Source organism: Neobacillus massiliamazoniensis, from assembly GCF_001048695.1.
Classification (GTDB): Bacteria; Bacillota; Bacilli; order Bacillales; family Cytobacillaceae; genus Neobacillus; species Neobacillus massiliamazoniensis.
On the sequence record NZ_CVRB01000004.1, the window covers coordinates 548,882 to 564,483 of the forward strand.

The following is a 15,602-nucleotide window of genomic DNA, read 5'->3' on the forward strand; positions in this document are numbered from 1 at the left end:
TTTAAAAGTTTTTACGGAAGATTAATTTGTTTCTTCTCGACTGATTCCTTATAAAGGACAATTGTGTTACCGATGATTTGGACAATTTCTGCACCTGTTCCTTCGGCAAGCTCTTCAGCAACAACCGTTTTATCCTCTTCACAGTTTTGCAGCACACTCACTTTGAATAACTCTCTTGCCTCAAGTGCTTCGGCAATTTGCTTAATCATGTTTTCATTTACGCCACCCTTCCCTACTTGAAAAATAGGATCAAGATGGTGTGCTTTTGATCGTAAAAATCTTTTTTGTTTACCTGTTAACATTATTTCCCTCCAAGTTGTTGTAAGACATTCTTTTTCATTCTCTCAATATCCGGGAAAATCCCTGTCCATTTTTCAAAAGCCAGTGCTCCCTGGTAGACAAACATATCGAGACCATTTTGAATTTTGGCACCTATTTGTTTTGCTACATGTAAAAATTGTGTTTCTAATGGATTGTAGATAATATCACAAACCATTGCTTGTTTATTTAAATTGGTTAGGCCAAGCGGCTTTTCGGAAACCTTTGGTGCCATCCCTATCATCGTCGTTTGAATAATTAGGCTATACTCATTTAATATAAGTTCCGCCTCTTCTAACGAAATAGCTCTTGAAGAAACTTGAAACGGACAATCTTCCACGAGTTTAATGGCCCTATCTACTGTACGATTCGCAATATCTACCTTTAATGGTTTATTTTTTGCAATAGTAAAATAAATCGCCCGGGCTGCCCCGCCAGCCCCAATTATCAATACTTTTTCTTCCGATAACGAAGGGATATCGTGCTGCAGTCCTTGTAAAAACCCTGGACCATCTGTATTGTAGCCCTTTAGTTTTTTTCCTTCCCTTACGACGGTATTAACAGCTCCAATCCTTAAGGCTAAATCATCGACTTCATCCAAAAAGGGAATGATAGAGCTTTTGTGTGGCACTGTTACATTAAACCCTGCTACACCGAGGGCTTTTAACCCCTTCACGGCATCTTCTAAATCGTCAGATTTCACTTGAAACGGAAAATAATATGCATCCATCTGATAAAAGGAAAATAAATCGTTGTGCATCATTGGTGACATGGAGTGACCAATTGGATCTCCCAAAACTGCATATAATTTTTTCACGTGATTCTCCCCATCCCCGAAAAGATCTTATATTAACGATTTTCGAATCATTGTCTGAACACCCTTTGGCACGTAAGCAATGACTTTTGCACCCGGTTCGTTTACGGTAATCCAGCCTAGTCCGGAAAAGACGATATCTGTTTTTGCTTCTCTTACGGTAAATTCTTGTTTCACAAGTGCCGGAAATGTTTCTAACTGTTCCTGCCTTGGTGGTGTCAGCATTTCCCCAACATGATTTTCATAAAGCTCCGAGGCATTTTCCGTCTTGGTCCGATGAATGTTTACTTCATTTGAAACATAACATACAAATGACCTTCTACCACCACTTACATAATCGAAGCGGGCTAATCCTCCGAAAAATAGGGTTTGCCCTTCATTCAATTGAAAAACTTTTGGCTTTATTTCCTTTTTTGGCGTAATCACCTTTAAGTCTCTTTTATCAACAAAGTGGGCCATTTGATGATGATTAATGATACCAGGAGAATCAATTAATGATTTGCCATCATCAAGCGGTATTTTGATAATATCCAAGGTCGTTCCCGGAAAATGAGAGGTCGTAATGACATCCCCTTCACCAGTCACTTCCTTTATAATTCGGTTTATAAAAGTAGATTTCCCAACATTAGTACAGCCAACAACATAAACATCCTTCCCATTGCGATACTCATCAATGGCAGCGGCTGTTTCTTTGATATACATCCCTTTAGCAGCACTAACTAGGAACACTTCTTCTGGCAATAATCCAAGTTTCTTTGACTCCTGCTTCATCCAGAGAATCAATTTATTCGGTTTAACAGACTTAGGTAATAAATCGACCTTATTTCCAACAAGCAGCACTTTATTTTGACCGACAAAGCGGTGAATTCCTGGTAACCAGCTTCCGTTAAAATCAAATATGTCCACAATCATAACAATTAGTGCATCTGTCTTACCGATTTCGTTTAAGATTCTTAAAAAGTCATCATCAGTTAAACTGACATCTTGAACCTCGTTATAATGCTTTAACCGGAAGCATCTTTGACAAATAATTGTTTCTTTCTCTAAGGCGGAATGAGGTGCATATCCCAATTCATTTGGGTGTTCGGTTTGAACTTTCACTCCACAGCCTATACAAATATGTTGATGTTCACTCACAAATTAATCCTCCCATTGAAGCATACCCTTTTTGCGAAACCAATTTAAAATTCTTCGTTCAATAAAGCGATTGAATTTAGTTGCAGCCCCATCTGTTTGCGCAACAGGTGTAACTAAAATCGTATGAAAACCACTGCGGTTTCCTCCTAAAACATCCGTTAATAATTGATCGCCAATTACAACCGATTCATCCTTAAGAATTCCCATTTGTGCAACCGCCTTGTTAAACGCAACCGTCATCGGTTTCCGAGCCCGGAAAATAAACGGGATTTTTAATGGCTCTGAAAACGCCTTAACACGATCTTCATTATTATTAGAAACGATTGTCACTAGAATTTGATGCTTTCTTATTTCATCAAACCACTTGATGAGCTGAGGTGTGGCATTTGGGCGATCCCATTCCACAAGGGTATTATCCAGATCCGTGATAATTCCCTTAATGCCTTTTACCTTCAACTCTTCAGGATTTATATCCAAAACACTCTTTACATGTTCGTTTGGAAGAAAATGCTTTAACACTACGTTACACCTCATCAATTTGTTCGAATTGCCCTTTAGCATGAGCTTATCATCCTGTATCATCATAACCAATTTTAGCCTTTGTTTAAAGAAATAAAAAATATTTGCTATTTCTTATTATTTATCAAAATACGACAAAATCTGATTAAAATCGATTCGTTTATTAAAAACGCAAGGGTTTTTTTCCGTTTTTAAAAATATTTTTCGACATAATTCCAGTTTTTTGACACTTGTGGATAAAGTTATTAACATTGTACCCATTGAATCTTTTACCATTAGTGAATTTATAAACAAGTTAATCACAAGTTATCCACTGCTAATTGTGGATAGTTCAAGTGATTGTCCTAATGGATAAATTTTGGTAGATTTAGGGTACACCACTTGAACTTACCATTTTATGTTACAAAATAAAATTTAGAACCACTTTATTAATATTTGGAGGTGGATTCTGACATGCGCAAACTGTCAGATGAATTATTAATTGAATCTTATTTTAAAGCAAGGGAGTTAAACTTAAGTCCGGATTTTATTCTCCTCATTGAAAATGAAATTCACCGACGTTCTCTCTCCAAACAATTAAAACTCTCATCATAAAAATTCTTTTGCCCATCTTGGGCTATTTTTTTTGTAAGATAGATCGTTTACCCCTTGTTCAACACACCAATCTTTTGTCCAACCTTAATATCATAAGGAGGTTGAATCAAGGAGTCAATACGAAAGATCCCCTTTTCAAATAACAAAACGACTGTCGAACCAAAGCTGAAATAGGCCATTTCTTCACCTTTCTCCAGCTCTGTTCCCTGGTGAGTCGTTTCAATCGAATTAACAAACATGGCTCCTACCTTCACAACCGCAACATGGCCAAATTCCGTCATAAGTTCGGATATCACCCTGTAATTTTTGGCAAGTGTTCTTACTCCATATTTTAATCCCCATTTGTTAACGGGATAGGATTTGGTACCAAGTGTCCATTGCTTTGTGACTTTCCCTGAAACAGGACTATGAATTCGATGGTAGTGGCTCGGACTCAAATACAAAATCATATACGTCCCATTTAAATATTTTTTTAAAACCTCTTGATCTCCTAGCATTTCTTCGATCGAGTAAACCTTTCCTTTTACTTCGATTTGACTAGTCTCTTTAATGGTGCCAATATCCTCAATAACGGCATCAACGGGACTGACAACAGCATCAATGCTCGGGTCAATTTCCCTCGCTTCATTTTTCAATGTTCGAATAAATAAATCATGGAGGGTTGGGTAATCTTTAAGTTCCTTTTCCATTTCCTCCTGATTCAAGTGATAAATTCTAGCAAAGGATGGCACAATAAGTCGACTGACTCGTGAACGGGCAAATCGCTTTAAAAGAAAGGACGTCCATCTCCCATTGGTTAATTCAATCAAAATACGGTAGAGTGGCTGAATCATTGAAATACCCCCAAATAGTGTAAAAATACTCTTTACGAACAGACATAAAACCCTTAGAATTAAATAATATAATATAAGCTAAGGAAAAAATTCCCTTCTAATTTAAAAAGGAGTGATGTGGAGCAATGTTTTTACTGGATGTCTTCGATCAAACATTAAAAAAACTTAAAACCCAAACAGCAAACGTCATCACCTTAACTAATTTAGCATTAGGCGGTTTTGCCATTGTTTTTGGAATTCAAGGCAGCCTAAGAACGAGCTTGCTATTAATTTTTATTGCTGCTTTAGCAGATCGGTTTGACGGAATCATCGCCCGGAAATTTAATATTGAATCCGAGTTAGGGAAACAATTGGATTCCATGGGTGATATTATATCATTTGGAGTGGCACCTGCACTATTACTGTATCAAGGAATTTTACACGAATTTGGAGCACCTGGTACATTTTTTACGGTATTTTTCATTGGATGCGGTGCTTTTCGGTTAGCAAGGTTTAACATTACTGAAAGCAACGGCTACTTCACCGGTTTACCAATAACAGCAGCTGGCTGTTTAGCTACACTTAGCTTTTTATTGATTCCCTATCTGCCATCCCAAGCATTCATATTTGTTATCATCATTCTATCATTCCTAATGGTTAGTACGTTTAAACTAAAAAAGGTATAAAATCCATTTTTTCAAAAATGGCCCGCTTTAGCAATAGGAATTGCCAAGCAGGTCATTTTTTATTTGTTAGGCTGTGTTAAACTTGCCTGTGAATTTGCATCCGCGGGCGTTCCGGGGAGCCTCCTCGGCGCTTAAGCGCATGTGGGGGGTCTCCCCTGCCCCGTACTCCCGCAGGACGTTGAATCAGCATCCTTGGATCAACACCGCACGAAGGAAAAGCGATAGCATTTTCGAGGATCTCGCACCTTCCGCCCCAATCAACATTGTTTCAATAATCAACATTGTTTCAATAATCAACAATGACCTTTAACACAGCCATTTGTTAAAAAACGTTAAAAGGATAAATTATATTTTCATGTACAGGCACAATTTCCTGTTTTTTTCATAGGAATTAGTTATAGGCAGAAATGCGGAAGCGCATTGCTCAGCCCCGATATAGGGAGACTTGGCACTGATAAGTGCCTTAGTCTCCCTTAATGCGCACAGAAGGCGTTAGCCTTCTGTAGCCAAGCTCAAGCATAAGACACTCCCAAAATGAAGGCACTTTTTGCCCTCCTTTTGGGAGGGGCTGTAGACCATAGAGGGGCTAGGCGCTGGAGCTGGACAGTAATCGAAGTCAAAAGTTATATTTCTTTTCTTCCAAAAACGCGGGGGTGGGTGTGAATGTCTGGAATTTTTACAGCTCTAGGTTACTTAGTGAAGGAATTTTTATTTCTTGTTTCCTATGTGAAAAACAATGCTTTTCCGCAGCCACTCTCAGCGGCCGAAGAAAGGCAATACTTACGCTTGATGGCAGAAGGGGATTCTTATGCACGAAATATGTTAATCGAGCACAATTTGCGTTTAGTCGCGCATATCGTTAAAAAATTTGAGAATACAGGTGAAGATTCAGAGGATTTAATCTCGATTGGAACGATTGGCTTAATTAAAGCGATTGAAAGCTATTCTGAAGGTAAAGGAACAAAGCTCGCAACATATGCGGCTCGGTGTATTGAAAATGAAATCCTAATGCATTTGCGAGCTCTTAAGAAAACAAAAAAGGACGTTTCCTTGCATGATCCCATTGGTCAGGATAAGGAAGGCAATGAAATTTCGCTTATCGATGTACTGAAATCAGAATCAGAGGATGTAATCGATACTATTCAACTTAATATGGAACTTGAAAAAATAAAGAAATATATTGAAGTGCTTGATGATCGAGAAAAAGAGGTTATCATCGGTCGATTTGGCCTTGACCTTCAAAAGGAAAAAACCCAGCGGGAAATTGCAAAGGAATTAGGAATTTCCCGGAGCTATGTTTCAAGAATTGAGAAACGTGCACTAATGAAAATGTTCCACGAATTTTATCGTGCTGAAAAAGAGAAGAAAAAGAAATAGAGCAGCAATTATTAATTCTGCTCTATTTTTCCATCTTTAATAAGGTTGGACCAATTTTTCCCGCCATCCATAGATTCATATACATCATTTTTATATGTTGAAAAAGCCATTTGGTTTTCATTCTTTGGGTTTACAGCCAAATAGGTTATGGGATTTTCATAATCTAGAAATGGGAATTTTACATCGGTTAGTTCACCAGTTGTCGGTTGAATCATCTTCAATAAAATTTGATTGTTTTCAACACTTGAATATAAAATGGAATCGCCACTAAACGTTAGGGCTGTAATCATTACAGGATCTGTAATCCGTTTCATCGTATTTCCATTATCTTCAGAATAGAAAATACCACTCCGGGTCGCCATGGCCATCTTCGCTCCATCTTTATTATGGACTGCTATCATTCCAAACGAGTCTGCATTAAACCCCTTATACGCACTCTTTTTCCATGTTTTCCCGTTATCCTCTGAATAGTTAACACCAAGGCTTAAATCATCACTCGGCTGTTCCCCGATGACGTAAATATCATTTCCAGTGAAACTTGCAGCAGTGAAATGGAAATTCTTTTGGCCATAAAAGGCTAATTTTGAAATCGATTTCCCTTTATCCGTGCTCTGTACTAAGCCAAGGGGATCCTTCAAACCAGTTCCTTTTTGCGGGTGACCACTCGCTATAAAGCCGTTATCGACTGCTTGAAAACCAATATAGTCATGATGATAAGTTGTTGTTTCGTACCACTTATTGTCCTTATACATGTTTAAACCGCCATTAGCAGCTACGTAAAGTGCTTGATCATTACCTGGGAAACCGATCCCATAGATTTGGTTCATTTTTAGAGACTGTGCTTGGACAATCTCATATTTCATTTCAGTTTTACTTTCCTCCGTTTGCTCATTCTGTTTTGAACTCTCATGCGCACATCCAGAAATGATCAAGACCGACATGACGATAGAAAGAATGAGTTTCTTTTTCATTATCACATTTTCTCCCCCCGAACATCCTATTCCATCCACTTATACCCCAGTCCAGATTAGGTTGTCAAATTTTTCATCCATCAGTCCTATAAGGATCGAACGTCGGGGCATCAACCAACTGGATTTTTTTCTTTAAACAACTCTCCCAGCTCATCATCTTGAAATATCGCATTTGAGTAAAATTTGTTGTGAACGTTCATCGATATTCTGATGGGCATACACATTTGCCTATACACACACCTAAACGGTACATAATCTATCATAAATGGAACAGGGGGTATTCTAATGCCTAATGGTTACCCATATCCGTCTTTACCTTCACCATGCTGTTACCCAGCTTATTCCCAGGGTTATGCAGGCTTTGGTGGATTTTGGATTGCATTAGCTGTTGTTGTCTTTGTTCTTTTAATCGTTTTTGGCTTCTGGTGGTGGTTTTCCTGTTTTTACTAATGACTGTGTTAAACTTGCCTGTTGATTTGCGCTCCAAGCGCTTCGCTTTCCGCGGGCGTTCCGGGGAGCCTCCTCGGCGCTTTAGCGCCTGTGGGGTCTCCCCTGCCCCGTACTCCCACAGGAGTCTCGCGCCTTCCGCTCCAATCAACATAGTTTTAAAAATCAACAATGACCTTTAACACAGCCTTACTAATAAATAGTTAGAGGGTGTCCTAAAAGAGGTCATCCTCTTTTTGTGTAGGAATCCAACATGATAGAATTTTTCAAAAAATAAATTTATAATAGAAGAGTTCATAATAAGGAGGTACAAAACATGACATCTCGTACATATTCAGAGGTTTGGGATCTTGATGTAATTTTTAAAGGCGGCAGTCACTCAACCGAATTTGCTGACCACCTAAACCTTACTGCCGAATTGATTCAGGAATTTCATACAAAAGTAAACCAGTGGACCCCGTCAAATACAATGGAGGACGGAATTATTTTAAAAAGTCTCATTACAGATTTTGAACGGGCTGGTAAAAAGCTTCGTCAAGCAGGCGCATTTGTTGGCTGCTTGCAGGCACAAAATACTGATGATAAATACGCCTATAACCTTGATGCAAAGGTCACCAGCATTAGTGCTGTCTTTCAAATGGCTTTAGGTACTTTTGACAATCAATTAACTTCTATCTCTGATAATGTTTGGGAACTTATTTTGGAAGATGACACATTAAAAGAAGTTTCATTTGTGTTAACAGAACGCCGTGAACGGGCAAAAGAAAAGCTTTCAAAGGAAGAGGAAGCATTAATTAGTGCCCTTGGTGTCGATGGCTACCATAGCTGGGGCCAGCTTTACGATTTAATTGTCAGCAAAATAAAAGTACCTTTCATGGAGAACGGTGATGAAAAACAGCTTTCTGTCGGTCAAGCTTTTAATAAATTTTCAAATCCTAATCGTGAAGTCCGAAAAGTCGTTTTTGAAAATTGGGAGAAGGCCTGGGGTGAACAAGCTGATTATTTAGCAAAAACCTTAAATCATCTTGCTGGTTTCCGATTAAGTGTTTACAAACAAAGAGGCTGGGAGGATGTACTAAAAGAGCCATTAAGCATCAACCGAATGAAAAAAGAAACGCTAGATGTTATGTGGAGAGTCATCAGTGAAAATAAGCAAGCACTTGTAAAATACTTAGAGCGGAAGGCGAAGCTGCTTGGGGTTAATAAACTAAGCTGGTATGATTTAGACGCTCCTTTAGGTAAAACGGAATCCAAGGTATCTTATCAAGAAGGGGCAAAGTTTATCGAACAACAATTTTTCCTTTTCGGCGGGAAAATGGCGGCATTTGCGAAAAAAGCCTTTGAAGAGAGCTGGATTGAAGGGGAAGATCGCCCCGGCAAGGCACCGGGTGGTTTTTGTACGTTCTTTCCGGAAAGCAACCAATCGCGAATTTTCATGACATATTCTGGTACACCATCCAATGTTTCCACACTTGCCCATGAACTTGGACATGGCTTCCACACCTATTCTATGAAAGGTGTTCACTTTCTGAACCGTAATTATGCCATGAATGTAGCTGAAACAGCCTCCACATTTGCTGAAATGATTGTTGCAGATGCCGCTGTTAAAAATGCGAAGAACGAGGAGGAAAAGGTGGTTCTTTTAGAAGATAAGGTTCAGAGAACCGTTGCCCTGCTCATGAATATTCATGCCCGTTTCTTATTTGAGACTCATTTTTATGAGGAAAGAAAACACGGAATGGTTACCGCAGAAAAATTAAATGAACTAATGCTAGCTGCTCAAAAAGAAGCCTATTGTGATGGTCTTGATGAATACCATCCATTATTTTGGGCATCAAAACTGCATTTCTTTATCACAGGTGTTCCATTCTATAACTTCCCGTATACGTTTGGATACCTCTTCTCTCTTGGGATTTACGCACAGGCGCTTGAGGAAGGAAAGGGCTACGAGGAAAAATATATCGCCCTATTAAAGGATACTGCCTCCATGACAGTTGAGGAATTAGCCAAAAAACATTTAGGAGTAGACTTGACTCAAAAAGAATTCTGGGAAAAAGGGGTTCGACTCTGTATCGACGATATTGAGGAGTTTTTACGGTTAACTGAAAAGAATTAATATAAAAAGCATCGATCCTAACAAAGATCGATGCTTTTCATTATATTATTGCTCAGCACTCACTTCTGCAGAAATGACACAGCCAATGACTCCAGTAATGACAAATGCCATCACAACCAAAAACAACATCTTCTCCACCCCTTTGATTCAATCTATTAATATGAATTTATCATATTTTCACAGTTTTTACCTCAAAAGGATGTGAATAATTCGTGAAATTCGAACTATTAGCAAAACCATGTATTTATGAGATCATTATGAACTTCTCTTTTTAGTTCGCAAAAAGAGCGATAACAAAACAATATGCAACGGCATTTTATTACCTCCTAGATGAAAAATTAAGCTAGGTGGTATCTTTCATACCCCATAAGCTAGCTCCTCTTCCCTGCATTAGAAAAATCATCAATAAAACCACCTTTCTGTTCATTTTTTTTACCTTTTACATTAAATGATACATTGAAATTTGCCGATCTTTATTTTGCTCATAAAGCTTTTCAATCATTTCTTGATGAACTGCTTCTTCCAAGTTCCATTCGCGTTTCTTAATCGTAATCGTAAAAAATATAATATTGAGGGTCATGTTTACCACCTCCTTAACAAAAGCTTTTACATTAGATGATACATAGAGATTTGACGGTCTTTGTGTTGTTCATAAAGCTTCTCAACCATTTCTTGATGGGAAGCTTCTTGAAGATCTATCTTGTTTTTCTTGATGGTAATTGAAAAGAATAAAATATTAAGGGTCATGTTTATCACCTCCAACAACATTTTTAATTTATGCAAAACATATCCAATTTGCGAGTAAAAAGGGCACAAAAAGGCCGCAAGAAGTCAAACCCTTGCGGCCATGTTTTTTAGGCACAAAAATACCGCAAGGCATCATTCTTCCTGCGGCATGGATATGTATTGTAACAAGTGTTAATGCATCCATTCCTTTTCGGTCGAATGTGTGATATTGAAATATACAGTTTTCGTAGAAACAGTGATAAAAGTCATGTTATTCGACCTCCTTCGGAATTTTTTACTAACTACGGTAATTATATCCACATGAATACGAATTGTAAACCTTTTTGTGGGAATTTTAAAAAAATAGTTAAATAGCCTTGTTAATGGGTAAAAAAATAGACATTCCCCTATAAAGAGAAATGCCTATTTTCTGTTGATTTCCTTCTCTTCATCTTCTAATTGCGTGAGCTTGATTTGACTTTTCTTTGATTGAATAAAAAAGAAAATAGATGCCGCTAAAAAAGAGGTAGAGGATAAAATCATAATATTTAAATCCATTGTGCTTCTTGTAACATTCGGGAGGATGACTCCTAAATAGAAAAAAGCACCGATGGCTAATAAGACAATACCAAAACGTTTAAAATCAACCATTTTTCCATATAGATTTTTTGATTGCTGCTTCACTTCACATCACCTGCTTTTCATAAAATCTACTACTCTACATTAACACATTAAGTGAAAGAAAATTGAATGTAAATTTTAGAAAAGGAGGGATAAAAAAAGAGGATGTCCCAAAAGGTCCTGACCTCTCGCTCAACCTACAATATATAGCCAAAAGTTCAGCTATTTATTGTAGGCTGCGGTGCCTAACACTTGGTTTTGGGAAATCCTCGAAAACATTATGATTCTAATGCCTGTTCCAGATCTTCAATTAAATCCTCGACATCTTCGATTCCAACCGATATCCGGACTAATCCTTCGGTGATTCCTAGTTCTGCTCTTCTTTCTGCCGGAATGGAAGCATGCGTCATTTTGGCCGGTACAGAAATTAGGCTTTCAATGGCTCCAAGACTTTCTGCCAATGTAAAATATTTAATTTTACTTAACAGCTTATTAGCATTTTCTTCACTGCCTACGTCGAAAGAGATCATGCCGCCGAAGCCTCGTGCCTGTTTCTTGGCAATATCATGGTTAGGATGGGTTTCAAGACCAGGGTAAAATACTTTATCTACCTTTGGATGTGCCTGTAAAAATTCAACGATGGCTTCGGTGTTTCTTTCAATCTCTTCCATCCTAACACCTAAAGTGCGAATTCCGCGAATTAAGTAAAACGAATCCTGTGGCCCTAAAATTCCCCCAGTTGAATTTTGGACAAAGTGAAAGTCTTCAGCGAGTTTATCACTATTGACGACAACTAATCCGGCAACGACATCACTATGGCCGCCTAGATATTTAGTGGCGCTATGCAGAACAATATCGGCTCCTAATTCTAGTGGATTTTGCCAATATGGAGTTGAAAAGGTGTTATCAACAATCGTTAATAAGCCATTCTCTTTCCCAAGTGCTGCCACCACTTCAATATCCGTCACTTTTAATAGGGGATTAGTCGGTGTTTCAATATAAATTGCCTTTGTATTTGGTCTAATAACACTTTTTAGTGTTTCTAAATCGCTTGTATCAACAAAGGTCGATTCAATTCCAAGTCGATTTAACACTTTTGTCATAACACGAAAGGTTCCGCCGTAAACATCATCCGTTAAAACAACATGGTCACCACTGTTAAACAGCATCATAACGGCCGTAATGGCTGCCATCCCTGAACCGAAGGCAAACCCAGCTGTGCCACCCTCAATGTCTTTGATAAGCTCTTCAAGCGCATGTCGCGTTGGATTGCCTGTTCTTGAGTATTCAAAGCCTTTGTGACCGCCAATCCCTTCCTGCTTATACGTACTTACTTGATAGATGGGAAAGGTTACAGCACCCGTTGCTGGATCATTGCTAATTCCACCATGAATTAATTTCGTTTTTCTTTTCATCCTAAATCCCCCCTTCAAAAATCTTTTTACTTAAATATCGCTCACTGCCATCCGGAAAAATGACGACAATATTTGTGCCCTTCTTTGCCTTTTCAGCCTCCATTATAGCTGCTTTAAAAGCTGCACCTGAGGAACTGCCGACAAGAAGGCCTTCTTTTGCTGCTAATTCTTTAACGAGATTAAATGCATCTTCATCTGAAATAGTATGAATCGCATCAAAGTAGCTTGGATCCATAAAATTAGGCAGAAATTCCATCCCGATGCCTTCCGTTTTATGGGGACCAGACTCGCCGCCATTTAAGATCGAGCCTTCCGGTTCAACAATGACGGTCTTTATATCTTGTTTTTGATCTTTTAAAAAACGTGAAGTGCCCATGAATGTTCCACCTGAGCCTGCACCGGCGACAAAAATATCAATTTGTCCATCCATTTGCTCCCAAATTTCAGGCCCTAGTGTTTTATAATACGTATCGGGATTAGCTTGATTGGCAAATTGCTGGGGGCAAAAAGAACCTGGAATTTCCTGCAAAAGTTCTTCAGCCTTATGGATTGCTCCTTTTATTCCCATTTCTGTGGGGGTATGAATGATTTTTGCACCAAGCGCTTTCATTAACTCTTGTTTTTCAATGCTAAATTTTTCTGGAACACATAATAGAACCTTTACACCTTTATTAAGGGCTGCAAGAGCGAGACCAATGCCCGTGTTCCCTGCTGTCGGCTCGATGAGCGTTCCACCGGGGAGTAATTCTCCACTAGCAAACGCATCACGCAGTAGCTCTAACCCAAGGCGATCTTTAACACTGCCGCCTGGGTTCATAAATTCCAGCTTTGCAAACAGTCGAACCCCTTCTCGCAAAGAAAACTGTGTTATTTCCACAATCGGTGTATGTCCAATCAAATCATGAACATTTTTGTATACCTTCATTCTTTCACCACTTTCTAGCGGATTACCCCAAAGATGCGACCATTTTCATGACAAGAGTAGCAGAATTATGCGCGGCTTTATCAATAAATTGATCAAAGGAAACCTCTGATTCTTTTCCTGCAATGTCAGATAGAGAACGAATAATTACAAAAGGAATACCAAATTGGTGTGCCACTTGGGCAATTGCAGCTGCTTCCATTTCCACTGCCTGTAGATTTTCAAATTTCGTCCTTACGAATTCAACTCGTTTCGGGTCTTGCATAAAGGAGTCACCAGTCGCGATTAATCCTTTTTCTACTTGGATTTCAGCCATTTCTAGAGCCGCTGATTCAGCAACGGAACATAATTTTTCATCTGCTAAAAAAGCAGCTGGAAGCTGTGGAACTTGACCATATTCATAGCCGAATGCCGTAACATCCACATCGTGATGGCGAACCTCTGTTGAAATTACAACATCCCCTACGTTAAGTGACGGATTAAATCCACCAGCAGAACCAGTATTGATAATAAAATCTGGCTTGTATTTTTCAAGTAAAATAGTTGTAGACATAGCTGCATTCACTTTACCTATTCCTGAACGGAGTAAAATGACATCCGTTCCATGCATTTTTCCAAAGGTGAATTCACAGCCAGCAACCGTTTCTTGTGTTCTTTCTTCAATATTTTCCCTTAGCAGGGCTACTTCTTCTTCCATTGCTCCAATGATTGCGATTTTCATGTCTAGACCTCTTTCTCATTATTTTCCTGATTTTAGTAACCAGACAAAATCGTTGCACCTTATAAAAAAATGGTTTTCTCCATTATATTTTCAAGGTAGGAAATGTTGTATAACATTCCGTTTCCAAATCCTTTGCCAAGTTGTAAAACCGATTTCTTTTTGCATCGACACTTTTATCTTCCAAAGAATCATCCGTCGATTTGCAAACACTATTTTACCATCTTTTGAAAGAGGCTTTCCATAGTGATTAAAAGATGTTTAATATTACAATTCATATAAGGATACTATGAATTATTGTATTTAATTTACCATAATCGCTTTGTTTATTCAAATTAAACGTTGTGAGGGAATGAAAAATTGACTAAAATATTTTTAGAAGAAAGGATGGTTTGATGAATTTTCAATTTGAATTGATTGAAGACAAAGTAGAATTTTTTGAGGACAATGATTTGAAAAGCTTGCAAAAGAAAATTGAATCACAAATTGAAATGAACAAGGCTATTTTGCTGGGAGTTCATTCAGTCTCCCATCAAATGCATGTGAACGAAAAAGGTCAGACCTACTTTACAGCAGTTGTTCATTTTAAAAAGAAATAGGATGGTGTCAATATATTTGACCCATCCCTTTTTTGTCCAGCTCCAGCGCTGATCAAGGCGCTTCCGCTTTTCTATTTATTGAAGTGAGGAAAGTTCTTCAACCTTTGTTGGCTGCCAGCCTTGTCCATCAACCCACTTGATATACACCTTGTATTTTTGTTGCTTATCTTTAGAGTACACTGTTCCAACAGAAGCGTTAGCTGTTGATTTATCTCGTCCTAAAAAGTACACAATCATATTACTTTGGTCAAGACCTGTTGCATAAGAGATAGCATTCAGCATTTCTTGCCAATCGGTTGAGCTTTGGTCATAGACAGGCGTATGCGAACCGGACTGAGTCGTCCCTACTGGTTTCCATGCCGGATTTTCAATAGTTTTTACGACATTTGGGGAACTTCCACCGTTAGAAACGACAGCTTGACTGGTATCAGCTTGGCTGGAACCGTCTTGGCCAGTTGTAGTAGAATCTCCATTTTGCTGTGCTGTAGCACTAGATTGATCAGCTTGTTTAACTTCTTTAGAAGCCTTTTTATTATCTTTGCCCTTTTTCTGGGGCGATTTTTCTGCTGAAATCGGATTATCATTTTTCTTAGATGATGCTTTATCACTGCCAGGTGATGCAAAAATAGAATATCCAACAATAATAATCAATATTAAAACCAATCCAATTAACCCATTTAAGACGATGTTGGTTTTCTTTCTTTTTGCACGAGAACCGGCACGCGAACGAGGATTGACATCATTATTCAAGGTAAACCCCTCCCAAAATATTTCGCTCTCAACATTCTAACATGATTTGGCTCGAACTTG

Annotated in this window: 19 protein-coding genes; 6 read left to right on the forward strand and 13 right to left on the reverse strand. The window is 38.4% G+C overall.

Annotation, left to right across the window (positions count from 1 at the left end; genetic code table 11):
• Nucleotides 1-11 precede the first annotated feature (11 nt).
• The 4 genes from yhbY to BN1082_RS20635 are packed head-to-tail and all read right to left on the reverse strand — an operon-like array spanning nt 12 to nt 2,788.
• Nucleotides 12-302, reverse strand: a complete 291-nt coding sequence (yhbY, locus tag BN1082_RS20620; RefSeq protein ID WP_090637661.1) for a ribosome assembly RNA-binding protein YhbY — start codon at nt 300-302, stop codon at nt 12-14.
• Nucleotides 302-1,135: a shikimate dehydrogenase gene (gene aroE, locus BN1082_RS20625; RefSeq protein WP_090637663.1), complete on the reverse strand. Its 834-nt coding sequence runs from the start codon at nt 1,133-1,135 to the stop codon at nt 302-304. Before aroE ends, yhbY begins: the two co-directional genes overlap by 1 nt.
• A gap of 27 nt (nt 1,136-1,162) precedes the next feature.
• Nucleotides 1,163-2,269, reverse strand: coding sequence for a ribosome biogenesis GTPase YqeH (gene yqeH / locus BN1082_RS20630; RefSeq protein ID WP_090637664.1), 1,107 nt, complete (start codon nt 2,267-2,269; stop codon nt 1,163-1,165).
• Nucleotides 2,270-2,272: 3 nt separating this feature from the next.
• Nucleotides 2,273-2,788: a YqeG family HAD IIIA-type phosphatase gene (locus BN1082_RS20635; protein ID WP_090637666.1), complete on the reverse strand. Its 516-nt coding sequence runs from the start codon at nt 2,786-2,788 to the stop codon at nt 2,273-2,275.
• Nucleotides 2,789-3,241: 453 nt separating this feature from the next.
• On the opposite strand from BN1082_RS20635, the gene sda reads away from it, so the two are divergent.
• Nucleotides 3,242-3,382 (forward strand): sporulation histidine kinase inhibitor Sda, encoded by a 141-nt coding sequence (gene sda / locus BN1082_RS20640; protein WP_090637668.1) that lies wholly within the window; start codon nt 3,242-3,244, stop codon nt 3,380-3,382.
• Between the two features lie 47 nt (nt 3,383-3,429).
• Here sda and BN1082_RS20645 read toward each other — a convergent pair whose 3' ends face one another.
• Entirely contained in the window at nt 3,430-4,215 is a 786-nt protein-coding gene (locus BN1082_RS20645) for a phosphatidylserine decarboxylase (RefSeq protein WP_090637671.1), read from the reverse strand.
• A 125-nt stretch (nt 4,216-4,340) separates the two neighbouring features.
• Here BN1082_RS20645 and pssA point away from each other — a divergent pair, with 125 nt between their 5' ends.
• Complete coding sequence (pssA, locus tag BN1082_RS20650; RefSeq protein WP_090637673.1) at nt 4,341-4,880, forward strand: CDP-diacylglycerol--serine O-phosphatidyltransferase; 540 nt, start codon at nt 4,341-4,343, stop codon at nt 4,878-4,880.
• A 663-nt stretch (nt 4,881-5,543) separates the two neighbouring features.
• Complete coding sequence (gene sigK / locus BN1082_RS20655; RefSeq protein WP_090637676.1) at nt 5,544-6,257, forward strand: RNA polymerase sporulation sigma factor SigK; 714 nt, start codon at nt 5,544-5,546, stop codon at nt 6,255-6,257.
• Nucleotides 6,258-6,268: 11 nt separating this feature from the next.
• Here the strand turns inward: sigK and BN1082_RS20660 are convergent, their stop codons facing one another.
• Nucleotides 6,269-7,228, reverse strand: a complete 960-nt coding sequence (locus tag BN1082_RS20660) for a F510_1955 family glycosylhydrolase (protein ID WP_141650895.1) — start codon at nt 7,226-7,228, stop codon at nt 6,269-6,271.
• Nucleotides 7,229-7,513: 285 nt separating this feature from the next.
• On the opposite strand from BN1082_RS20660, the gene BN1082_RS27765 reads away from it, so the two are divergent.
• Together BN1082_RS27765 and BN1082_RS20665 are read left to right on the forward strand one after the other, a co-directional pair.
• The gene (locus BN1082_RS27765; protein ID WP_176699882.1) at nt 7,514-7,678 is read left to right on the forward strand and encodes a hypothetical protein; all 165 of its coding nucleotides are present in this window, start codon (nt 7,514-7,516) and stop codon (nt 7,676-7,678) included.
• Between the two features lie 313 nt (nt 7,679-7,991).
• Complete coding sequence (locus BN1082_RS20665; RefSeq protein ID WP_090637680.1) at nt 7,992-9,791, forward strand: M3 family oligoendopeptidase; 1,800 nt, start codon at nt 7,992-7,994, stop codon at nt 9,789-9,791.
• A gap of 439 nt (nt 9,792-10,230) precedes the next feature.
• On the opposite strand, the gene BN1082_RS20670 is transcribed toward BN1082_RS20665, so the two are convergent.
• From BN1082_RS20670 to mtnN, 6 genes are all read right to left on the reverse strand, one after another.
• On the reverse strand, nt 10,231-10,371 hold the full coding sequence (locus BN1082_RS20670) for a YrzI family small protein (RefSeq protein WP_090637682.1): 141 nt from the start codon (nt 10,369-10,371) through the stop codon (nt 10,231-10,233).
• 26 nt (nt 10,372-10,397) lie between these two features.
• Entirely contained in the window at nt 10,398-10,538 is a 141-nt protein-coding gene (locus BN1082_RS20675; protein WP_090637684.1) for a YrzI family small protein, read from the reverse strand.
• Nucleotides 10,539-10,940: 402 nt separating this feature from the next.
• Nucleotides 10,941-11,201, reverse strand: coding sequence for a YrhC family protein (locus BN1082_RS20680; RefSeq protein ID WP_090637686.1), 261 nt, complete (start codon nt 11,199-11,201; stop codon nt 10,941-10,943).
• 215 nt (nt 11,202-11,416) lie between these two features.
• The gene (locus BN1082_RS20685; protein ID WP_090637688.1) at nt 11,417-12,553 is read right to left on the reverse strand and encodes a bifunctional cystathionine gamma-lyase/homocysteine desulfhydrase; all 1,137 of its coding nucleotides are present in this window, start codon (nt 12,551-12,553) and stop codon (nt 11,417-11,419) included.
• 1 nt (nt 12,554) lies between these two features.
• The gene (locus tag BN1082_RS20690) at nt 12,555-13,478 is read right to left on the reverse strand and encodes a PLP-dependent cysteine synthase family protein (protein WP_090637690.1); all 924 of its coding nucleotides are present in this window, start codon (nt 13,476-13,478) and stop codon (nt 12,555-12,557) included.
• A gap of 22 nt (nt 13,479-13,500) precedes the next feature.
• Nucleotides 13,501-14,196, reverse strand: a complete 696-nt coding sequence (gene mtnN / locus BN1082_RS20695; protein WP_090637692.1) for a 5'-methylthioadenosine/S-adenosylhomocysteine nucleosidase — start codon at nt 14,194-14,196, stop codon at nt 13,501-13,503.
• Nucleotides 14,197-14,588: 392 nt separating this feature from the next.
• On the opposite strand from mtnN, the gene BN1082_RS20700 reads away from it, so the two are divergent.
• A complete protein-coding gene (locus BN1082_RS20700) occupies nt 14,589-14,792 on the forward strand; it encodes a DUF2536 family protein (RefSeq protein WP_090637694.1) in 204 nt (67 codons plus the stop codon).
• Nucleotides 14,793-14,867: 75 nt separating this feature from the next.
• Here BN1082_RS20700 and BN1082_RS20705 read toward each other — a convergent pair whose 3' ends face one another.
• Complete coding sequence (locus tag BN1082_RS20705; RefSeq protein WP_090637696.1) at nt 14,868-15,542, reverse strand: YrrS family protein; 675 nt, start codon at nt 15,540-15,542, stop codon at nt 14,868-14,870.
• Nucleotides 15,543-15,602: the final 60 nt, after the last annotated feature.

Coding starts and splice junctions, on each gene's coding strand:
- yhbY (WP_090637661.1), bottom strand. CDS start 302: ATGTTAACAGGTAAACAAAAAAGATTTTTACGATCAAAAGCACACCAT.
- sda (WP_090637668.1), top strand. CDS start 3,242: ATGCGCAAACTGTCAGATGAATTATTAATTGAATCTTATTTTAAAGCA.
- BN1082_RS20645 (WP_090637671.1), bottom strand. CDS start 4,215: ATGATTCAGCCACTCTACCGTATTTTGATTGAATTAACCAATGGGAGA.
- pssA (WP_090637673.1), top strand. CDS start 4,341: ATGTTTTTACTGGATGTCTTCGATCAAACATTAAAAAAACTTAAAACC.
- sigK (WP_090637676.1), top strand. CDS start 5,544: ATGTCTGGAATTTTTACAGCTCTAGGTTACTTAGTGAAGGAATTTTTA.
- BN1082_RS20660 (WP_141650895.1), bottom strand. CDS start 7,228: ATGAAAAAGAAACTCATTCTTTCTATCGTCATGTCGGTCTTGATCATT.
- BN1082_RS27765 (WP_176699882.1), top strand. CDS start 7,514: ATGCCTAATGGTTACCCATATCCGTCTTTACCTTCACCATGCTGTTAC.
- BN1082_RS20665 (WP_090637680.1), top strand. CDS start 7,992: ATGACATCTCGTACATATTCAGAGGTTTGGGATCTTGATGTAATTTTT.
- BN1082_RS20670 (WP_090637682.1), bottom strand. CDS start 10,371: ATGACCCTCAATATTATATTTTTTACGATTACGATTAAGAAACGCGAA.
- BN1082_RS20675 (WP_090637684.1), bottom strand. CDS start 10,538: ATGACCCTTAATATTTTATTCTTTTCAATTACCATCAAGAAAAACAAG.
- BN1082_RS20685 (WP_090637688.1), bottom strand. CDS start 12,553: ATGAAAAGAAAAACGAAATTAATTCATGGTGGAATTAGCAATGATCCA.
- BN1082_RS20690 (WP_090637690.1), bottom strand. CDS start 13,478: ATGAAGGTATACAAAAATGTTCATGATTTGATTGGACATACACCGATT.
- mtnN (WP_090637692.1), bottom strand. CDS start 14,196: ATGAAAATCGCAATCATTGGAGCAATGGAAGAAGAAGTAGCCCTGCTA.
- BN1082_RS20700 (WP_090637694.1), top strand. CDS start 14,589: ATGAATTTTCAATTTGAATTGATTGAAGACAAAGTAGAATTTTTTGAG.